This window comes from Bacillus sp. FSL W8-0116 (genome assembly GCF_038003825.1).
Taxonomy (GTDB): Bacteria; Bacillota; Bacilli; order Bacillales; family DSM-4216; genus Bacillus_O; species Bacillus_O smithii.
Genome location: NZ_JBBOPY010000001.1, coordinates 340,878 through 359,326, shown reverse-complemented (window position 1 = coordinate 359,326; position 18,449 = coordinate 340,878). Strand labels below are relative to the sequence as shown.

The window sequence follows — 18,449 nt, the reverse complement described above, 5'->3', positions numbered from 1 at the left end:
TCATCGTTGCTTGTTTGTAAAGACTGTGAGAAACTCTGATGTTTATACAGTGGCTTATTCGAACATAAGGATGGTTGTTAAAATAGGAAAAGGCTGGCTCAATATCGCTCCAACGCGATGTTTTGAGTCAGTCTTTTTTTTGACAATGGAAAGTACGGTAATTCCCAATGGCTTGTTTTTTTAATTAAAATATGTATGAATAAGAGAGCGCGGATGCCGTTAAAGTATGTTAAAAAACATGATGAAAAAGCGATGGCTGGAATTCGTTACTGCACACTTTCAGCATGAATTGTTTTGAAAAAAAGAAAAAAGTAAGATAGTATAGGAAACGAATATTTACAAAATAAGAAGGAAGAGAGATATGATTGTAAAAACGGAACAAGAACTAGAAGGGTTAAAGCAAAGCGGTAAAGTGATGGCCGCGATTCGCGACCAATTAAAAATCCATACAAAGCCCGGCATCACAACGAAGGAATTGGATGAATTAGCCGGAAAATTATTTGCAGAATACGGTGCAGAATCAGGACCGAAAAAAGAATACAATTTTCCCGGCTATACTTGTATAAGCGTGAATGATGAAGTAGCACACGGAATACCCGGCGACAAGGTCATTCAAGAAGGGGATCTTGTAAATATTGATGTCTCCGGGTCTTTCGACGGTTTTTTTACAGATACGGGAATTTCATTTGTTGTCGGCAATGGGGATCCAGAACTGTATCGATTATGTGAAACGGCGGAGAAAGCTTTTCAACAAGGAATATTAAAAGCAAAAGCGGGGTCTAAACAAAATCAAATTGGTAAAGCAGTGATGAAAGAAGCAAAGCGCAATGGCTTTTCTGTCATCCTGAATTTAACCGGCCATGGAGTTGGCCGATCACTCCATGAAAAGCCCGATCATATATTGAATTATTACGACCCGTGGGATAATGAATTATTAAAAGAGGGTCTTGTCATTGCGGTTGAGCCGTTTATCTCTACAGGGGCTGATATGATTGAAGAAGCAGGAGATGGATGGACTTACAAAACTCCTGACGGCAGCCTGGTGGCTCAAGTGGAGCATACTATTATCGTAACAAAAGATAAGCCGATTATTTTGACTTTGTAGAAGGAGAAAAGAAATCGACAGCTGGTAGGCTGTCGATTTTTTCGTATGTGCGCCCGGCATGTACATGAACTATAGGGTGTAAGTCCCGAACCCCGAAGACAGAAGTAGAGGTTAGCCAAGAGCAAGGGTGTCCGTGGTGACGCGGAATCTGAAGGAAGCTGGAGGCAAAACACCGGACCGAGGAACACGAACCTCATATAAGGCTAGGTATGATGGAGTGAGTTTGCATAACAAAACAAAGCTCTTTCTGTCGAAGGTCATATCGAGTAAATGAGGCGGATAGATGGTGTGAAAGTGCATGTACTTACCCGGGGAGGTCTGGCGGATAGGTGAAGTACTCTTCATAACCTACTTAGTGATAAGTAGCTGAACCGTCAGAAGTCAGCAGAGGTCATAGTATTAGTTGGTCTAGAACAACTAAGAAGGACCGAACAATGAAGAGAGAATAGCCCTTGGTATTCAGTGAGTCATGATGAACACAGAAAACGTAGTACCTCACTTGAGGGAGGAAGCGGTGAATCCCGTGGGAGACCTCTTGGAGGGTGGAGTGACCACTGGCATAAAGAGAACAGCTATTCACGGAAGTTATAAAGACTTGCGTCAATTATCTTAATTGAACCGCCGTATACGGAACCGTACGTACGGTGGTGTGAGAGGACGGGAGTTAATCGCTCCCTCCTACTCGATTTATGAAATCGTTGTTTCTTCCTCTAAGACGTACGAATTTCGTCCTGCACCTAGTCCAGAAACCAATTGAACGGTTGTGGCTGCCACCAGAAGAAAGAGGGGAACGAACCAGTGGCCTGTCAAGTCATGCAAAAGTCCAAACAGAAAAGGGCCAAATGCTGCGAACAAATAACCGATTGATTGAGCCATACCCGAAAGTCTTGCCGCCGTATAATCCGTTTTTGCCCGCAAAGAAATAAAAGTCAAAGCTAAACCGAACGTCGCTCCTTGCGAGATTCCTATGAGCAAAACCCACCAAATCGTGTAATCGGGATTTTCCATTAGAAGTCCTGCATAGCCGATAATCCCGATCAAGCAGACGATGGTGGATAAAAGCCGTTGACTACTCAAGCGCTCTGCAAGGATCGGAACTATAAAGGTCGCCGGCATACCAACAAACTGCATGATGGAGACCATCCAACCCGATGCCTCAGCACTCATTCCACGATCTTGAAAAACGTTGGGAAACCAGTTAATGGATATATAAAAAACAAAAGACTGGAATCCCATAAAAATCGTCACTTTCCAAGCAAGCTTGGATCTCCAGAGCCGGTTTTTTTCCTTGTTTTTATACGTTGGCAAGTGGTTCATCGTTGTATGGCGGAGCTGAGGCTGCCAAATGAACAGCGCCACAAGCGACAACAAAGCCCAAAACATAAGGGAGCCTTGCCATCCATAGCCAAGAGCATGAGTCAATGGAACACTGAGGCCGGATCCAAGTGCGGCAAAAGTGTTCATCGAAAGAGAATATCCGCCTGTCATCAGCCCTACTTGATGAGGGAAATCCCTTTTGATCAGCCCCGGCAAAAGAACATTGCCAGCAGCAATCGCCGTTCCTATCATAAATGTTCCTAAAAATAACGTAAAAATAGAGGAACAGGAACGTATGAATATACCCGCCGTCAATAACAGCAAGCTGAAAAAGAGCGTGCGTTCCATTCCAAACTTCCCAGAAAGTTGAGGAACCAGTGGGGAAAAAACGAAAAATGCCATAAGCGGGAGTGTGGAAAGCAACCCGGCCACGGAATGGGACAAACCTAAATCTTCTCTGATAAAACCGAGCACCGGCCCCACTGCGGTCAGAGAAGGGCGTAAATTGGCTGCTACGAATAAAATTCCTATTACTAAGAAGACCCATTTTTTATCAAAATGTTTGAACGCAGCCGTTTCTTTCATGACAAAACCACCTTTCATTCACATGCATCCAGTCAATAATTTAAGGAAAATGATTGCAAAATGACGGTACGGCCTCCCATTTTAACGTCTCAATCCATTAAGACTCATCCGCCATCCACAAACTGTTGATGAGTGTATCAACATTAGGGAGTTCATACAGTCGGTTGAACGGATCGTTTAAAAGGCCATTGGCTTAAATGAAAAAAGACTCGAATCCCAGTATATCATATTTCAAAACATGACAGCCGTAAATGTGCCATGACATATCCTAAATTTTTCTTCAGTCGCCAGGGCAAAGAATGATAGTAGAACAATAAAAAAAGGAGACCTTAAGGGGTCTCCTCTTGATTAGCTAAAAGCCTACCGTTTTTCGTGAAAGGTGTGGCTTGAGTTTGTTTGCGCAAAGAAGGATAGAAGATCAGTCCACTAGCCAATAAAGCGGCTCCGAACAAAAATGTTTTTAAATCAGAAGTACCTGCATAAATGACCCAAATGGAATAAATAGTGGACAATAAAGCAATAAGACCATCGGTGTACCGGCTTTTGTTAAGCTGATACGTTTCACCGGTACAAACGAGCTTAAGCTGGAACAAGGATGCAATAAGATAAGGCATGAGATAAGCCAATGTGGCGATATAAATGACAAAGTCAAATGCATGGGCCATTGAATTGGATATGGTTGAAAAAATAAAGAGTTGTCCAAGAACGTTTGACAGCCATAAGGAAAAGGATGGAACGCCTCTTTTGTTTTCTTTTAGAAAAGAAGCTAAAAACAATCCTTGCTTAGCCGCTTGATAAGGAACCTCGGCGCTCATTAACACCCAACCTATTGTGGAGCCGGCTAAACTAATCAAGCCCAATCCAGCGATTAAATAAGCTCCGATTGGTCCGATAATGGTTTCAATAGCATCCACGAGTGGTTTTTCGGAATGTATTAGAGTTTCCTGTGGTAGAACGCCCATCACCAGCAAGGAAATACCGATATAAATCGCCAATGCAATCATTAGCCCAATAATAGTGGCCCGTTTTATATCACTTTGTTTTTTGGCTCTGGAGGCAAATACAATAGCCGATTCAATACCTACGAAAGCCCAAAGTGTTGAGACAGCTGCGTGGTTTATTTGTGTTAAAATTCCTAATGGATGTCCGCTATCATCTAAGCGTGGAGCCGTAAATGGAAGCAAATTACTTTTTTGAAACGCAAACAGGCTTAGGACAATAAATAAAAAGAAACCGATCACTTTTGCGCTCGTTGCCAGAAAATTGATTTTTCCGGCTCCTTCAATTCCTCTTAAAATTAAAAAATGTGTAAACCAAAGCATGGCGGTGCATATAATAAAGGTTAGAACGTTGCCTGTTTTGAAAGCAACGGTTCCGATTGTGAATAACGGAGCTTTGCTGTTTAAAATGGGAAAAAAGGTTGCTAAATAGCTTGTAAAAGTAGTGATAATAGCAACATTTCCAGCGAAGTTTCCGATCCAATACCCCCAAGAAGACATAAATCCTGACAATGTGGAAAGTGTTGATCCCTCTTTAAACAGTTCTTTTGCGTAAATTTGTGGTCCGCCGTTCAGTTCTGGTTTTCGGATGGATAAATTACCGAAGACAAGAGCCGTTGTGAGGACACCGAAACCAGTTAAAGACCATCCCAATAACACAGCAGCTGGATTGGCGGCTTCAGAAAGCGTTCGTGGCAACATGAATATTCCGGATCCTACCATATTTCCAACGACCAGTGCGGTCAAAAGCCAAAACCCTAATCGTTTTTGTTCCATTGAATCAATGAACCCCTTTCTACTTGGATGACGAAACGGTGCTGCAAATGTAAAACGGGGATTGACATTTGCGAAAATGTAATGAGAATGTGTTTATTTATTCGCAACCAGGCAGGTATGTTTTTTATGCATCCTTCATCCGGTAACGTTTACCGCCGTCTCGTTTGAAATTTTCGCAGATGCCTTCAAAATAGTATTCAAGTACGTTGAAAACAGACCGATCAGTCAATCGATCATTATTTGTATATTTTTGCAGAAATGACTATCATTCTTCATTGTGAAGGTATGATTATTTAGAACGCAAAATAAATATACAACAATCGACACAATTCGTCTATTGTTATTTTTATCCGCAGAAAAATCCTTTTGCTGTAAGTTTCACGATATCTTAAGGAAAAAAGGAAGCGAATGGTATTTTGAAGTCGTTCTCACTAAAATCGGTCTTTTAAGGTTATAATCTGTCTTCTCGAGGCATAATCTTAATACGTAGTAGCCATTCGATAGAACGAATGGGAGGGCTAGAAATTTGAGCGAGATTGGCTTTCTGTCAATTAAGTGGTAAGATAGAAGTACGACTTGTTGCTTTATCAGTAAAGTCAGGGCCCTCATCCCAAAATTGGTCGTATACTGTTATGAAGTTGTTCCTCATTCTACGTGAGATCGGGCTTTTTGTGTTTTGCAGAAACATCATCAATTAAAATAAAGGGGTCTTTATTTGTGTATTATAACAAACGGAATCAAGAAGAAGTTGAAATGGTCGAAACGAGTGTCTACGCTTGCCAATCGCCTGATTGCAATGTTTGGATGAGAAAAGAATTTGCGACACCCAATTTGCATTGCCCAATTTGCGGAAGTGAAATGAAAGAAGAGATACGGGAGTTATATCCAATCAAAAAGAACTAATGTATGATGGCAGCTGCCTATAAGTGGCAGCTTTTCTTTTTTTATGACGAGTTTATGTTCTCGCTTTACTTTAAGGCGTTCCCACAAACGCTTAGAAAAAGAATAAAGTCCTCTTTTTTGGGGAAGATTTCCTTTAGATACTAACCCCATGAAGGAGGAATTGGATGTTTTCGGAAAATGCAAGCCAACACATGCCTCCATTTCCCGAGTCTTTTTGGAGATCCAATTTGGAATTACCGTCTTTTCCGAAACTGGAGAAAGATATAGAGGTGGACATTTCCATTGTTGGTGGCGGAATTGTCGGAATCACTTCTGCCAACTTATTAGGAAAAGCAGGATTGAAAGTCGCTCTGATCGACGCTGGCAAAATTCTCACTGGCACAACGGGGCACACAACTGCCAAAATTACCGCTCAGCATGGTTTAATCTACCACGAATTGATGGAACATTTTGGATTGGAAAAAGCACGTGGTTATTATGAAGCGAATATGTCTGCCTTACATTTTATCCGCGACACCGTTTTACGTCATCAAATCGAATGCGATTTTACCGAAGAAGATGCTTATCTCTACACGAATACGGATTCTTATATAAGCAAACTTGAAAAGGAGATGGAGGCCTATGAAAAACTGGGGATAGAGGGAGACTATCGCAACTCTATTCCCATTGATATACCCGTAAAAGCAGCTGTTAGGATGAATGCGCAAGGCCAATTCCATCCATTAAAATATTTAAAAAAACTATTGGAAGAGACCGAACATCAAGGAGCAGAAATATTTGAAAATACGACCGCAGTGGATATAGAGCAAGGGAATGAGATAAAAGTTGTTGCTAGAAATGGCTGCACGATTTCATGTAAGCAAGTAGTCATTGCGTCCCATTATCCGTTTTACGATGGGGCAGGATTTTATTTTGCCAGAATGTATCCAGAACGATCTTATCTTCTTGCCGTCAAACCTCAAAAAACATTTTCTGGCGGCATGTATCTTATGGTTGAAGAACCAACACGATCGTTGCGGTATACGCTGTGCGACAATGAAAAAATATTGCTTGTAGGCGGGGAACGTCATAAGACTGGACAAGGGATTTCTACGATACATCATTATGTTTACTCCTTCTCGTTTCAACGTGGATCCATCAGTGAAAACATTGATTAGAGAAAATACCAATGTCGCGGGGCATTTATTAAAAGGGAAATGGGAATCCCCGTTAAAAACGGTGGATGATTTACAAACGGATGAAGGCTCTGTCATTCGTGTGAATGGAAAAAGAGCGGGGGCCTATAAAGATAAAAATCAAAACGTATATATGGTGGATACCACTTGCCGGCATATGGGGTGTGAAGTGGAATGGAACAGTGGTGATCGTACTTGGGATTGCCCGTGCCACGGGTCACGTTATTCAGTGACAGGAGAAGTATTGGAAGGACCGGCGAAACAGCCGCTCAATAAGGTGGAAGAATGAAAGAATTTGGTTTCGATAGTAAGGATAAGGGAAACTTCCATCAGCAGGGGCAGTGTCCCCGCTGATGGGGCTGAACGAATCGAATTTTTAGGCGGTAGCCTGGCGCCAAATTGTTTTTGTCCATCATGGCCTTAATGAGGACGTTGGCGGAGATGATATTTTTTGAAGGCTTTCGAATTCAAAAGGATGGGAGAGGCGATGGGTGTTTCTTTCTATTTTTTTCCTTTTTAAAGGGTGGTTAAAATGCCTAGCAATACATATGCGGCTGTCGGTATGCCATAATAAATAAACTGATTTGTTGGAACGTTGTTCACTTTTTCCACCTCCCTCTTTATAGCCTCCCCTTAAGCTTTGCTTTTCATGATAAATGGTTGGCTATGGAATTGACAAAATTTTAATTCAATTTATAGTGGAAGTAGACGAAAAAAATGAAAATTCACTGTATGTAAAGGGGGGGATCTACATAATGGCAGAGAATGCTCGAATAAATACTTACTCATATCCGTATTCGGAAGAGGGGTTTTGGCAAGGGGCGAAAGACTGCGTGCCCACGTTATTGGGCTATTGGAGCATCGGTTTTGCAGCCGGTGTGGTGGAAAAAACAGCGGGGCTTACCATCGCGGAAATTGTGCTGATTTCCCTTATTCTTTATGCCGGATCGGGGCAATTTATTGCATCAGGAATGATCGCGGCCGCAAATCCTGTTTCCGCTATTATTTTTACGATCTTTTTTATTAATCTTCGTCATCTTCTCATGAGTGCAGCGATATCCCCTTATTTTCGTCATCTTCCTTTGTGGAAAAATGTGTTGACCGGTTCGTTGTTAACGGATGAAACATTTGGCGTTGCGATGAATCATTTATCTAATCGAGCAGCCGGAAGTTTTAAATGGATGCTCGGTTTGAATGTCACTGCTTATGTCAACTGGCTAATTGGCAATGTAGCAGGGGGATTTTTTGGAGAATGGATTCCAGATCCGAATGCATTTGGACTTGATTTTGCCCTGCCAGCGATGTTTATTGGATTGCTTGTTTTACAGATTACTAGCAGAAAAAAATGGATGGTCGATTTAGCAGTGGCTATATGCAGTGCATCATCGATCGTGATCTTAAGCTTTTTTGTTTCAGGCAGCACGGGAGTGATTACCGCAGCCATCGTGGCGGCAACAGCGGGGGTGTTTATTGAAAAATGGAAATAAGATCATATGTTTTGGCGGTCATTATTGGATCGGGGATTGTCACGATCATACCGCGAATTCTTCCGCTGATGATTTTAAGCCGATTTCAATTGCCCCAATGGGCTGAACGTTGGTTAAGCCATGTGCCTGTTGCGGTCATGACGGCCCTGTTGGCGCAAGAGCTGCTGCTTTCAAACGGAAAATTTTCGATCATGGAAAATCGACTGGAGTTGTTGGCAGCCATACCGGCATTTGTGGTGGCGCTTGCGACCCGCAGTTTATTAGGGACGGTTGTGATAGGAATTGTCGCGATGATGGCTGCGCGCTTTTTTATTTGAGCATTTTGCAAAATTAGATTTTTTGGATAAAAGTATAAAAAATAAAGCACTCGACAAATAGCTACCAGCATGTTATTTTACAAAATATTACAATAATCTTGTTTTCGGGCATACCTACAGAATTTTTCACATTGAATTTTTTTAAGCGGCTTTCTTCCCTTTATTTTCCTTTGCCATCGCTAGCGCTGAAACAAGTAATACAATAGCGTTCAGGTAAATATGGGTCTTTACTTTTTCAATTCCCCATACATGTAGGGAGTTCGCCGTAAGGTAGCTTTTCATTCTTGAATTACAGCGTTCTACACTTGTCCTCTCGTTGTAAAGCTCTTTCCAACGTTTTGTATCACGGTGCGGATTGGAATATCGGCGCACATCCTTTTTGATGTCGACTTTTACCACCATTCCATAGTTGGAAGATGAACAGGCTGCCATTCCTAATGGGCAATCCACTTTGCCGGTTGCGTGAGGACATCTGAACTTGAGCTGGTCCTTATCAGCTCCCCAATAAGTCATTTCATAACCCATGGAACAACGCGGAGTTCCATTGGAAGAAATCCCTTCAGGAGGCTCTTTTTCGTTGCGCAAATTGAGCGGGATAATGGCTTGCGCTCCAATGTTTTTGGCTGATTCATAGTTTTTTAGTTGGTCATATCCGCCATCCATGATCAGAAATTCAATTTTGGATTTGGTACGCTCTGCCACTTGCTCTATTCATTCTGGTGCGACTTCTCCATCGTTCACATGGGCAGGGGTTACTTTTATGGCCATTGGCAGTTCGCTTGCGGTATCGACTGAAAGATGCATCTTATAGCCAAACCAGGTAATTTTATTGCCGAAGGAATCATATTTTGCGCCCCAATTGGCATTACCCGTTTGTTCACTACGCTTTTTGGGCTGTTTCTTTTCATAGGCATCAATGGCGGCACTGTCGATGGCCTGGTGGCTGCCGTCAATTATTCCTTCCTCCTGAGCTAACTGTACCAAGTCAAGGAAGATCTTTTCAGCCAGCTTTTTTTTGGTAAGTGCCGCAAAAACCCGGCTGAGAGTGGAGATAGACGGTGCGGGGCGATCAATCGATAAACCGCATTGATAACGGAAACGAAGGTCTTTATCCAATCGATGATGAAGGGCGGTAAAGGCGTCGATGCCTTCGAGTGGGGCAGCGATGAGAGCCCTTAGAATCCCTTCTCTGGAATGACCGTCAGCCCCCTCCAAGAGGTCTCCCACGGGATTCACCGCTTCCTCCCTCAAGTGAGGTACTACGTTTTCTGTGTTCATCATGACTCACTGAATACCAAGGGCTATTCTCCATAGCCATCAAGTTAAGAATTTGATCTTTTTTCAGCGCCAAAAACATGGTATCCTTTCTAACGAAAATCATCGTTGGAAAGGATTATTTTTTGATGGAAAAAAAGATGAAGGCATGGATAAAAACGATTCGTCAACTCTTCTCCTATGAAGAACTGACTCGTCTGGCACGGAAAGTCGGATTCATTCAGCGGCAGCGTTCATTAACAGCGGAAGCCTTTCTGACGCTATGTGCTTGGGGAGACGGATCGCTCGCCTGTCAGTCGCTTCAGCGGTTGTGTGCCGATTTGGCGCTCTGGCATGATTGCTCTCTCTCGAATGAAGGACTGAATCAGCGGTTTACGCCTCGTGCCGTGGCGTTTTTAAAAGAGGTCTTTTTTACTCTCCTGATGCATCAACGTCCGGCACTCTCTTCCATCACCGAAACGTATCGCGCTTGTTTCACCCGTCTGCGGATCTTAGACTCTACCAGTTTTTTACTTCCGACCGACTATGGTGAGGACTATCAAGGTTCGGTTTCATCTGGCGCCAAAATCCAATTTGAGTATGAGCTGTTATCGGGAACCTGTCTTCAGCTGTGCGTCCAACAGGCCAATGATTCCGATGCCCGTTTTGCTTATCATACCCAGCACACGATTTTACCGAATGACCTTTGCATTCGGGATCTGGGGTTTTTTTCACTCGCCACGCTGGCGGAGATTGATGCTCGAGGTGCTTATTATATTACCCGGTTGCGTTCCGATATCAAAGTCTATATCAAGCAGGACGGGGAGTGGCACGAATGGGATTGGGAATCGATAGGAAATCGATTGGGCGAGGGGGAAGCCGTGGAAGTGGAACACGTGTATATCGGACACCAACGCCTGTATGTTCCGCGTCTGATTTTTCGCCGTCTCACGGCGGAAGAATGGGAAAAACGGCTGGCGTACGTGCGGAAAAAGGAAAAAAAGAAAGGGAAGGCGCTGTCACGCCAAACCCTTGAACAAAAGAAATATCACATCTTACTGACCAATTTACCACAAGAATCGTTTGATGCGCAACAAGTTTATGAGCTGTATTCGCTGCGCTGGCAAGTGGAGCTGTTATTTAAGGGCTGGAAATCCTTATTTGATCTTGACCGTGTCAAAAAGATGAAGAAGGAACGATTCGAATGCCACTTATATGGGACATTGATTGCCATTTTAGTCACGCAGACTCTTCTGTTCCAAGCCCGAAGGTATTGGCATCAACGGGAGGGAATCGAGATCAGTGAATGGAAAGCGCTTAATATCCTCCAATCGTATTGGCATCGGTTTCTTTTGCATCCCCAAGCGATGGAAACCGCCCTTCCATCTCTCCTGTCTCTGTTAAGGAAACACGCGAGGAAAGACCGAAGGAAAGGAGAGGAAACGGTATCGGATCTTTTAAAGAAATTGGGGATATGGTAGTGTGGGTCATGGATATAATTGCCAAATAACCCTCTTCTTGAGGGTTATTTGGCATGCCCAGCATTTGGTTTTCTCTTCATCCTTTGATTGATTTTTCGAACATGCGTATCATCCTAAAAAATTTTATACCGCTAACTTGACGGGTATGGGGCTATTCTCTCTTAATTGTTCGGTCCTTCTTAGTTGTTCTAGACCAACTAATACTATGACCTCTGCTGACTTCTGACGGTTCAGCTACTTATCACTAAGTAGGTTATGAAGAGTACTTCACCTATCCGCCAGACCTCCCCGGGTAAGTACATGCACTTTCACACCATCTATCCGCCTCATTTACTCGATATGACCTTCGACAGAAAGAGCTTTGTTTTGTTATGCAAACTCACTCCATCATACCTAGCCTTATATGAGGTTCGTGTTCCTCGGACCGGTGTTTTGCCTCCAGCTTCCTTCAGATTCCGCGTCACCACGGACACCCTTGCTCTTGGCTAACCTCTACTTCTGTCTTCGGGGGTCGGGACTTACACCCTATAGTTCATGTACATGCCGGGCGCACATAAAGAAAACGGGAAGGAATCATTTTCCTTCCCATTTTTTAACCGTCCTAATAGATGAAAAACCGTAAGAGCTTCTTTTTTCCATTTCCAGTTTCCCTTTTTGGTTAACAACAACTGCTCCTTTAATACCGATCCGTACATCCATCCACCGATCAACTGGACTTTCAAAGGTCTAAGCAATGTTAAGAAGCTTATTCTTCTTTGTTGGCTAAGCAGCGGTCGCATTCCATCATATACGATTCAGCCTGTTCTTCAATATATTCACCGCATTCCGGACAAACTTTTTTAGGAAGATCACGGAACATTTCAACCGGACTTGGAACCATTTTTATTCCTCCTTCCAATTTTTCCATCTTTTGTTCTAAAGCCGAATATTGTCTCAATGAAAAAATAATGAACTTATGAAGTGGATGAAACGGATGTTATTCTTCTGATTGCGCAAGGCAGCGATCGCACTCCATCATATAAGATTCCGCTTGCTCATCCATATGCTGGCCGCATACCGAACAAACTTTAATGGATATGGTTTGGAAAAATTCAACCGGACTTTGAACCATTTCAGGCACCTCCTTTTTATAATACAGATTATAAAATGTTGTTTCTGTTATAATACAGTATACACAACATTTTTCTTGTTGTGTACCCCTTTTTTAAAAAAATTTAAAAAAATAAAATATAAATGAATATTCGCTGAAAAGAATGGATCTAATTTTCATGCAATAGAATTTTTATTTATTTCCATATGAAAGGAAAAAGGGTCGTAAAAGAATTTTTACTATGATAAAAGTATGAACAAAATGGTTCCGCTTAATCCAAAATAAGCGAAACAGATTTTCTATCGCTTCACTTGAAAAAACAGAAGTCGCTCCTTTTTAAAAGAATGAAACTTGTCATTTCACTTTAGTCCAATCAGCTTTTTCGCCGCGAGCTTTTCGTGTACACAGCTGTTTTATTTCGTTGTTTACAATAGATTGATATCTTGGTATAGTATTTTCGAGAATGGATAGGCGGTTCTAATTATTTCTTTTAGTTTGGATTGAAACCGCTGCCATTAACATGTTATTGGAGGAGAGCTGCTGTGAGAGTTGTTTTTTTTCTAACTGGTTTGCTGTTAGTGTATGGGCTTGCCATGTTGGTCAGCTATGATCGAAAACATGTGCGCTATAAGGCAATTTTTACTATGCTGATTGCCCAATTAGTACTTGCTTTTATTATGTTTAATACAAAAGCAGGCATTTCGGTCATTGGATTTGTGTCGAAAATGTTCAGTAAATTGCTTGAGATGGGCAGTAAAGGGGTCGACTTTGTTTTTGGAGGGTTGGAAAACAAAGGGATATCCAATTTTTTTCTTGATGTGTTAATGCCTATTATTTTTATTTCGGTTTTGATCGGTATTTTGAACTATTTCAAAATTTTGCCTGTGATTATTAAATATGTTGGCCTTGTTTTAAGCAAACTAAACGGGATGGGGAAACTAGAAAATTACATTGCGGTTTCTTCTGCTGTCTTAGGACAATCAGAAGTGTTTTTGACGACGAAAAAGCAAATTGGACACATTTCCCGGAAGCGTTTGTACACACTATGTACGTCGGCTATGAGCGCTGTCAGCATATCGATTGTCGGTGCTTATATGACCATGCTGGAGCCGAAATACGTCGTGATAGCGATTATACTCAATATATTTTCCGCTTTGATTGTTGGAAATATCATTAATCCGTATGAAGTTTCAGAGGAAGAGGACTTGCTTGTCGTTGAAGAAACAAAAAAATTGAGCTTTTTTCAAATGATCAGCGAAAGTATTATGGATGGGCTGAAAGTAGCTATTATTGTAGCAGCGATGTTAATTGGATTTATTGCATTGATCAACTTAATTGATTATCTCTTTACGCTGGTCTTCCATATATCATTCCAAACAATACTCGGCTATGTCTTTTCTCCTATCGCCTTTTTAATGGGTGTTCCTTGGGGAGAAGCAGTCAAAGCCGGCAGCATCATGGCTACAAAATTAGTGACAAATGAATTTGTGGCGATGGCTAATTTTACAAAAATATCCCACTCGCTGTCCGAAAAAACAGTTGGAATTGTCTCCGTGTTCCTGATCAGTTTCGCGAATTTTAGTTCGATCGGAATTGTCACTGGCGCCGTGAAAGCGTTAAATGACAAACAAGGAGACGCAGTGGCGAATTTTGGCTTGAAATTATTGTATGGTTCAACTTTGGCGTCCATTTTATCCGGGACGATTATCGGTTTATTTTTGTAATAGGGAATGGTGGTTGAATAAAAAGGATCCGTCTTCATGTTGTGGTTTAACAAAATGAAAGTAGAGTGATACCATGGATGCCAGCAGTGGTCAGTAAGGGTGAAATTCAAAATTCATGGCAATTTCACATCTTTCGGCTTTGAAAATAAGACAAGATCCTATTATCCTTTAAAAGGAAATAGCAGCTGCTGCCGATAGAAAAATATACGGTTAAGGAGATGTACTTCGATGTTGTTGGAAAAAGCAAACATGATTGATCATACATTATTAAAAGCCGATGCTACGAAGGATGATATCGTCCGGTTGGCGGAAGAAGCCAAAAAATACGGTTTTGCTTCGGTGTGCGTAAACCCGGTTTGGGTGAAAACCGCTTATGAAATTTTAAAAGATACCGATGTGAAAGTATGTACCGTCATCGGTTTTCCACTCGGCGCAACCACGCCTGAAGTTAAAGCTTTTGAAACGACCAATGCCATTCAAAATGGAGCCGAAGAAGTGGATATGGTGATCAATATCGGGGCTCTTAAAAGTCGTGATCTGGAATTGGTGGAAAATGATATTCGAGCCGTCGTGGAAGCAGCAAAGGGAAAAGCGCTGGTGAAAGTGATTATTGAAGCCTGCTTGCTGACAGAAGAGGAAAAAGTGCTCGCTTGTCAATTAGCAGTCAAAGCCGGAGCAGATTTTGTCAAAACATCTACCGGTTTTTCGACAGGAGGAGCAACAGTGGAAGATGTTGCATTAATGCGTAAAACGGTTGGACCGGATTTTGGGGTGAAAGCTTCTGGAGGAATTCGAACCGCAGAAGACTTGCTGGCGATGGAAAAAGCAGGGGCAAATCGTATCGGAGCCAGTGCGGGCGTAAAAATTGTGACAGGCCAAGCTTAAAAAGTTAGAAATGTAAAGAGGACAACAAATCCGCACATTTTCAGCCCGCTCCCGTTTTACAAAATTTCTCTAAGGGGGAAGGAACTTGATTAGCGAAACGTTGATTCAAGCAGCTGTCGCGGGGAGAGAAAAAGCATATGTCCCTTACTCTCATTTTAAGGTGGGCGCTGCCATAGCGACTAAAAGCGGAGACATTTATTCAGGATGCAATATTGAGAATGCATCTTATGGTCTATGTAACTGTGCAGAGAGAACGGCCATCTTTAAAGCGATTTCGGAAGGACAAACTGATTTTGCGATGTTGGCGGTGGTCGGGGATACGGATGGTCCTATTTCGCCTTGTGGAGCTTGCCGCCAAGTGATTGCAGAATTTTGCCCTCCGGATATGCCGGTTATTTTAACGAATTTAAAAGGAGAAAGAAAAAAGACAACCGTTAAGGAACTGTTGCCGTATGCTTTTTCACCAAGTCATTTAGATTAATGAAAGGGGATTAAGGAGATGTCCTTGATCCCAAATTGCAGGAATAAATAATCACTCATTTCAGTTTTGAGTCGAGCTGGCTTTTTCATCGGTTAAGCCAGCTTTTTTATTTTACTCTTAAGAAAAAGGTAAATTCTGCAAAAATAAAGCAGCGGACAAAGAACGTTTAGCAAGCATATGAAAATAAGCCGTATGAACGGATAAAACGGCAATGATGATAATGTTTTTAATCGCTTTTCGCTTTTCTTCATCCAGCTGGAAATGCTCCTGAACCATTTCCTCTGCCTTATATTTAATAATTCTTTCGATCGTTTCGATCGTTCCTTCATTCGGTAAGCGGTTTTCGCTCAAAGAATGATCATTGATTTCTTCAAACAGGGTAGAGTAACATGCATACAGATGAATAGGATTGATGAGATCATCTTTTTGGTCATCAGGATCGTTGATAATCAACTTTAATAGTTGACGAATGGATTCAAAGTCAAGGGCTGTTTTTAAATCCTCTACAATGAATAAAAGCGCGGTTTGCTCAAGTGAATATTTTTTTCCTTTTTGGGGAGAGCCGATCATTTCTTTAATATCCCGTTTAATCCAGTTTTGTAACGCCGTGACAGAAAAATTAGTGTACTCGATTTGATTGCCAAGTGCTGCTATTTCGTTTAAAGAAAAACCTCTATCGAGTTTATTCGTTTTTATGATTTTTTCAAAAATGGGCGGAAGCGTTCCAACGTTCGCAGCATTTGGATCGAGTTCGGAGAGAGAACCATGTTCTTCAGAGTGAATCCATGCTTCTTGCAGTACCGAAAGCGGTGGTTTTTTGCTCCAACCTTTTAATGAAAGGAGAAGGAACGCCATTTCCTTTCTTGTTAATTGAAAGGTATTCACGAAGTTTCCTCCTATTTACAAGTTCTTTTGAACTTATCTTACGCTTTGATATTAAGAAAGTCAAATGACTTTGTTACTAAATGAACTTCATGTCGTTACATTTTCTTTTCAAAATGAAAGAAATTCTACTTGAATATTTTTGAATAAGATCATATAATAAGTTCATAAGAACCTGAACATGACAGTTCTTTAAACTAAAATGAAAAATTATAGAAAAGGAGTCGAATTCATCGATGTTCAAAAAATGGGTTAAATGGCTTTCTTCATTGGCTCTTGTTTTTTCCCTTGTTGGACTAGGTATGGTAGACAGCGCATCGGCAAAAGGATACAGATCTGGAAAAGGATTTTATCAGCCGAGTCACAGTCAGCAAGTTGTTCCGAACAAAAATCAAAATTCTAGCATCTTCAATTCGTCAAAATCGAACACTACCCCATACACTCATACGGTTCCACAAAAAAGCAGCAAAGGCAGTTTTGCCAAAGGGCTTTTATTGGGTGGTCTAGGCGGATTTTTAGCAGGAAGTTTGTTTCATGGTCTCGGACCAATCAGCTCCATGCTGGGATTTGTCATCAATTTATTTCTTCTATATGCCGTTGTCATGCTGGTGGTGAGCGCTATAAGATTGATCTTTAATCGCAGACATCAAAGGGAGTATGACTCATGGAGACGTTAAAACTTTCTGAACAAGAAATCATAAATGCCGTCTGTGTTTATGTAGCGGCGAAAGCAAATGTTCGCCCGGAAGATGTCATTACTGAATTACTGTACGATGATGACACTGGATTTGGAGCAGAAGGAGAAATTGCAGGCGTATTGCATCCATTGACAGAACCACAACTTATTGAGGCGATCAGAGGTTGGATTAAGAGCGAGTATCAAATCGATCCGTATGCGGCTGGAATTCAACTGAAATTAGATGATCATGAAGGAATTATCGCTATGATAAACGAATAAAGACATCCAAAATTTTAATATTGTGGCGTTTGAAGTCTCCTTGGGTAAAACCCGAGGAGATTTTATTTTATCATGAAATCATTGCGTATATTTGTAGACTTATACCCACCAAAAGATGAAAAGTTTGAAAATGATGAAATAAATAACATCTAAGAATGGGGATTAATGAAATAACAGAAGAATCATACATGTTTCAACGTAGAGGAAAACGGGGTTTAAACACAATAAAAAATGTTGGAACAACGAGAATTTTCTAAGTGGAAATTTTCCAATGGAAATGAAACAAAGGATGAAAGGAAAAACCATTCATCCTTTAGCCTAATTATTTAGCCAATCTTAGTTCCCACATATTTCCGTTTTTCCAGAATCTTTTTTTGGTTACAAAGCGGTTTCTGGCCGTCTCACTTGAATATTGAAAAAAACTTCTAGAAGTACTGCGTCTGGAAGAACGCCTAGAAGTCCGTCTGGAAGAACGTCTAGAAGTCTGTCTGGAAGAGCGCCTAGAAGTCCGTCTGGAAGAACGTCTAGAAGTCTGTCTGGAAGAGCGCCTAGAAGTCCGTCTGGAAGAACGTCTAGAAGTCCGTCTGGAAGAACGTCTAGAAGTCCGTCTGGAAGAGCGTCTGGAAGTCTGTCTGGAAGAACGTCTGGAAGTCTGTCTGGAAGAGCGCCTAGAAGTCTGTCTGGAAGAACGTCTGGAAGTCTGTCTGGAAGAACGTCTGGAAGTCCGTCTGGAAGAACGCCTAGAAGTCTGTCTGGAAGAGCGTCTGGAAGTCTGTCTGGAAGAACGCCTAGAAGTCCGTCTAGAAGAGCGTCTGGAAGAACGTCTAGAAGAGCGTCTGGAAGAACGCCTAGAAGAGGTGCTCGACCTGCGGGACGTTGATGGACCGCCTTTTACTTCCTTAACGACGCTTGGATCTTGATACATAAAATCCTCTAACCCAGCATCAGTTGCTTTTTCAACGGCCTCTTTAATATCATCATGGGTGATCTGTCCCATGTGAAAACCTCCTTTAAAAATTATATAAAAAAT

The 18,449-nt window shown here is 41.7% G+C and carries 17 protein-coding genes and 2 pseudogenes; 11 read left to right on the top strand and 8 right to left on the bottom strand.

Annotated elements, in window-relative coordinates; translation table 11 throughout:
* Positions 1–361: 361 nt before the first annotated feature.
* A complete protein-coding gene (gene map, locus N1I86_RS01650; RefSeq protein ID WP_003352749.1) occupies positions 362–1,105 on the top strand; it encodes a type I methionyl aminopeptidase in 744 nt (247 codons plus the stop codon).
* A 687-nt stretch (positions 1,106–1,792) separates the two neighbouring features.
* Here map and N1I86_RS01645 read toward each other — a convergent pair.
* Both N1I86_RS01645 and N1I86_RS01640 read right to left on the bottom strand, forming a co-directional pair.
* Positions 1,793–3,007: a CynX/NimT family MFS transporter gene (locus N1I86_RS01645; protein WP_003352750.1), complete on the bottom strand. Its 1,215-nt coding sequence runs from the start codon at positions 3,005–3,007 to the stop codon at positions 1,793–1,795.
* A gap of 329 nt (positions 3,008–3,336) precedes the next feature.
* Entirely contained in the window at positions 3,337–4,782 is a 1,446-nt protein-coding gene (locus tag N1I86_RS01640; protein WP_003352751.1) for an amino acid permease, read from the bottom strand.
* Between the two features lie 717 nt (positions 4,783–5,499).
* Here N1I86_RS01640 and N1I86_RS01635 point away from each other — a divergent pair.
* From N1I86_RS01635 to N1I86_RS01620, 4 genes and pseudogenes are all read left to right on the top strand, one after another.
* Complete coding sequence (locus tag N1I86_RS01635; protein WP_040340877.1) at positions 5,500–5,685, top strand: cold-inducible protein YdjO-related protein; 186 nt, start codon at positions 5,500–5,502, stop codon at positions 5,683–5,685.
* A 191-nt stretch (positions 5,686–5,876) separates the two neighbouring features.
* A pseudogene (locus tag N1I86_RS01630) lies at positions 5,877–7,149 on the top strand (FAD-dependent oxidoreductase).
* Positions 7,150–7,615: 466 nt separating this feature from the next.
* The gene (locus N1I86_RS01625) at positions 7,616–8,347 is read left to right on the top strand and encodes an AzlC family ABC transporter permease (RefSeq protein WP_270584592.1); all 732 of its coding nucleotides are present in this window, start codon (positions 7,616–7,618) and stop codon (positions 8,345–8,347) included.
* Positions 8,338–8,664, top strand: coding sequence for an AzlD domain-containing protein (locus N1I86_RS01620; RefSeq protein ID WP_003352756.1), 327 nt, complete (start codon positions 8,338–8,340; stop codon positions 8,662–8,664). The genes N1I86_RS01625 and N1I86_RS01620 overlap by 10 nt, the downstream gene beginning before the upstream one ends.
* A 141-nt stretch (positions 8,665–8,805) precedes the next feature.
* Here the strand turns inward: N1I86_RS01620 and N1I86_RS01615 are convergent.
* A pseudogene (locus N1I86_RS01615) lies at positions 8,806–9,873 on the bottom strand (transposase); the annotation flags it as partial.
* A 194-nt stretch (positions 9,874–10,067) separates the two neighbouring features.
* Between N1I86_RS01615 and N1I86_RS01610 the strand changes: the two are divergent.
* Positions 10,068–11,399, top strand: coding sequence for an IS4 family transposase (locus N1I86_RS01610; RefSeq protein WP_341094487.1), 1,332 nt, complete (start codon positions 10,068–10,070; stop codon positions 11,397–11,399).
* A 518-nt stretch (positions 11,400–11,917) separates the two neighbouring features.
* Here the strand turns inward: N1I86_RS01610 and N1I86_RS01605 are convergent.
* The 3 genes from N1I86_RS01605 to yhfH (N1I86_RS01595) form a co-directional block, all read right to left on the bottom strand.
* Complete coding sequence (locus N1I86_RS01605) at positions 11,918–12,064, bottom strand: hypothetical protein (RefSeq protein ID WP_341094620.1); 147 nt, start codon at positions 12,062–12,064, stop codon at positions 11,918–11,920.
* 80 nt (positions 12,065–12,144) lie between these two features.
* The gene (gene yhfH / locus N1I86_RS01600) at positions 12,145–12,279 is read right to left on the bottom strand and encodes a protein YhfH (RefSeq protein ID WP_003352759.1); all 135 of its coding nucleotides are present in this window, start codon (positions 12,277–12,279) and stop codon (positions 12,145–12,147) included.
* Positions 12,280–12,375: 96 nt separating this feature from the next.
* Entirely contained in the window at positions 12,376–12,510 is a 135-nt protein-coding gene (gene yhfH / locus N1I86_RS01595; protein WP_003352761.1) for a protein YhfH, read from the bottom strand.
* A gap of 521 nt (positions 12,511–13,031) precedes the next feature.
* On the opposite strand from yhfH (N1I86_RS01595), the gene N1I86_RS01590 reads away from it, so the two are divergent.
* From N1I86_RS01590 to N1I86_RS01580, 3 genes are all read left to right on the top strand, one after another.
* Complete coding sequence (locus N1I86_RS01590; protein WP_003352763.1) at positions 13,032–14,213, top strand: NupC/NupG family nucleoside CNT transporter; 1,182 nt, start codon at positions 13,032–13,034, stop codon at positions 14,211–14,213.
* A 228-nt stretch (positions 14,214–14,441) separates the two neighbouring features.
* Positions 14,442–15,098 carry a deoxyribose-phosphate aldolase gene (deoC, locus tag N1I86_RS01585; protein WP_003352764.1) on the top strand — a complete coding sequence of 219 codons (657 nt, stop codon included), beginning with the start codon at positions 14,442–14,444 and terminating at the stop codon, positions 15,096–15,098.
* Positions 15,099–15,183: 85 nt separating this feature from the next.
* The gene (locus tag N1I86_RS01580) at positions 15,184–15,579 is read left to right on the top strand and encodes a cytidine deaminase (RefSeq protein WP_341094616.1); all 396 of its coding nucleotides are present in this window, start codon (positions 15,184–15,186) and stop codon (positions 15,577–15,579) included.
* Positions 15,580–15,696: 117 nt separating this feature from the next.
* On the opposite strand, the gene N1I86_RS01575 is transcribed toward N1I86_RS01580, so the two are convergent.
* Positions 15,697–16,464, bottom strand: coding sequence for a DUF1836 domain-containing protein (locus tag N1I86_RS01575; RefSeq protein ID WP_003352766.1), 768 nt, complete (start codon positions 16,462–16,464; stop codon positions 15,697–15,699).
* Between the two features lie 233 nt (positions 16,465–16,697).
* On the opposite strand from N1I86_RS01575, the gene N1I86_RS01570 reads away from it, so the two are divergent.
* Entirely contained in the window at positions 16,698–17,138 is a 441-nt protein-coding gene (locus N1I86_RS01570; RefSeq protein ID WP_048623229.1) for a hypothetical protein, read from the top strand.
* Positions 17,126–17,419, top strand: a complete 294-nt coding sequence (locus N1I86_RS01565) for a YxcD family protein (RefSeq protein ID WP_003352768.1) — start codon at positions 17,126–17,128, stop codon at positions 17,417–17,419. The genes N1I86_RS01570 and N1I86_RS01565 overlap by 13 nt, the downstream gene beginning before the upstream one ends.
* 322 nt (positions 17,420–17,741) lie before the next feature.
* Here the strand turns inward: N1I86_RS01565 and N1I86_RS16660 are convergent, their stop codons facing one another.
* Positions 17,742–18,416, bottom strand: a complete 675-nt coding sequence (locus N1I86_RS16660) for a CotG/ExsB N-terminal domain-containing protein (protein ID WP_445662251.1) — start codon at positions 18,414–18,416, stop codon at positions 17,742–17,744.
* Between the last annotated feature and the right edge of the window lie 33 nt (positions 18,417–18,449).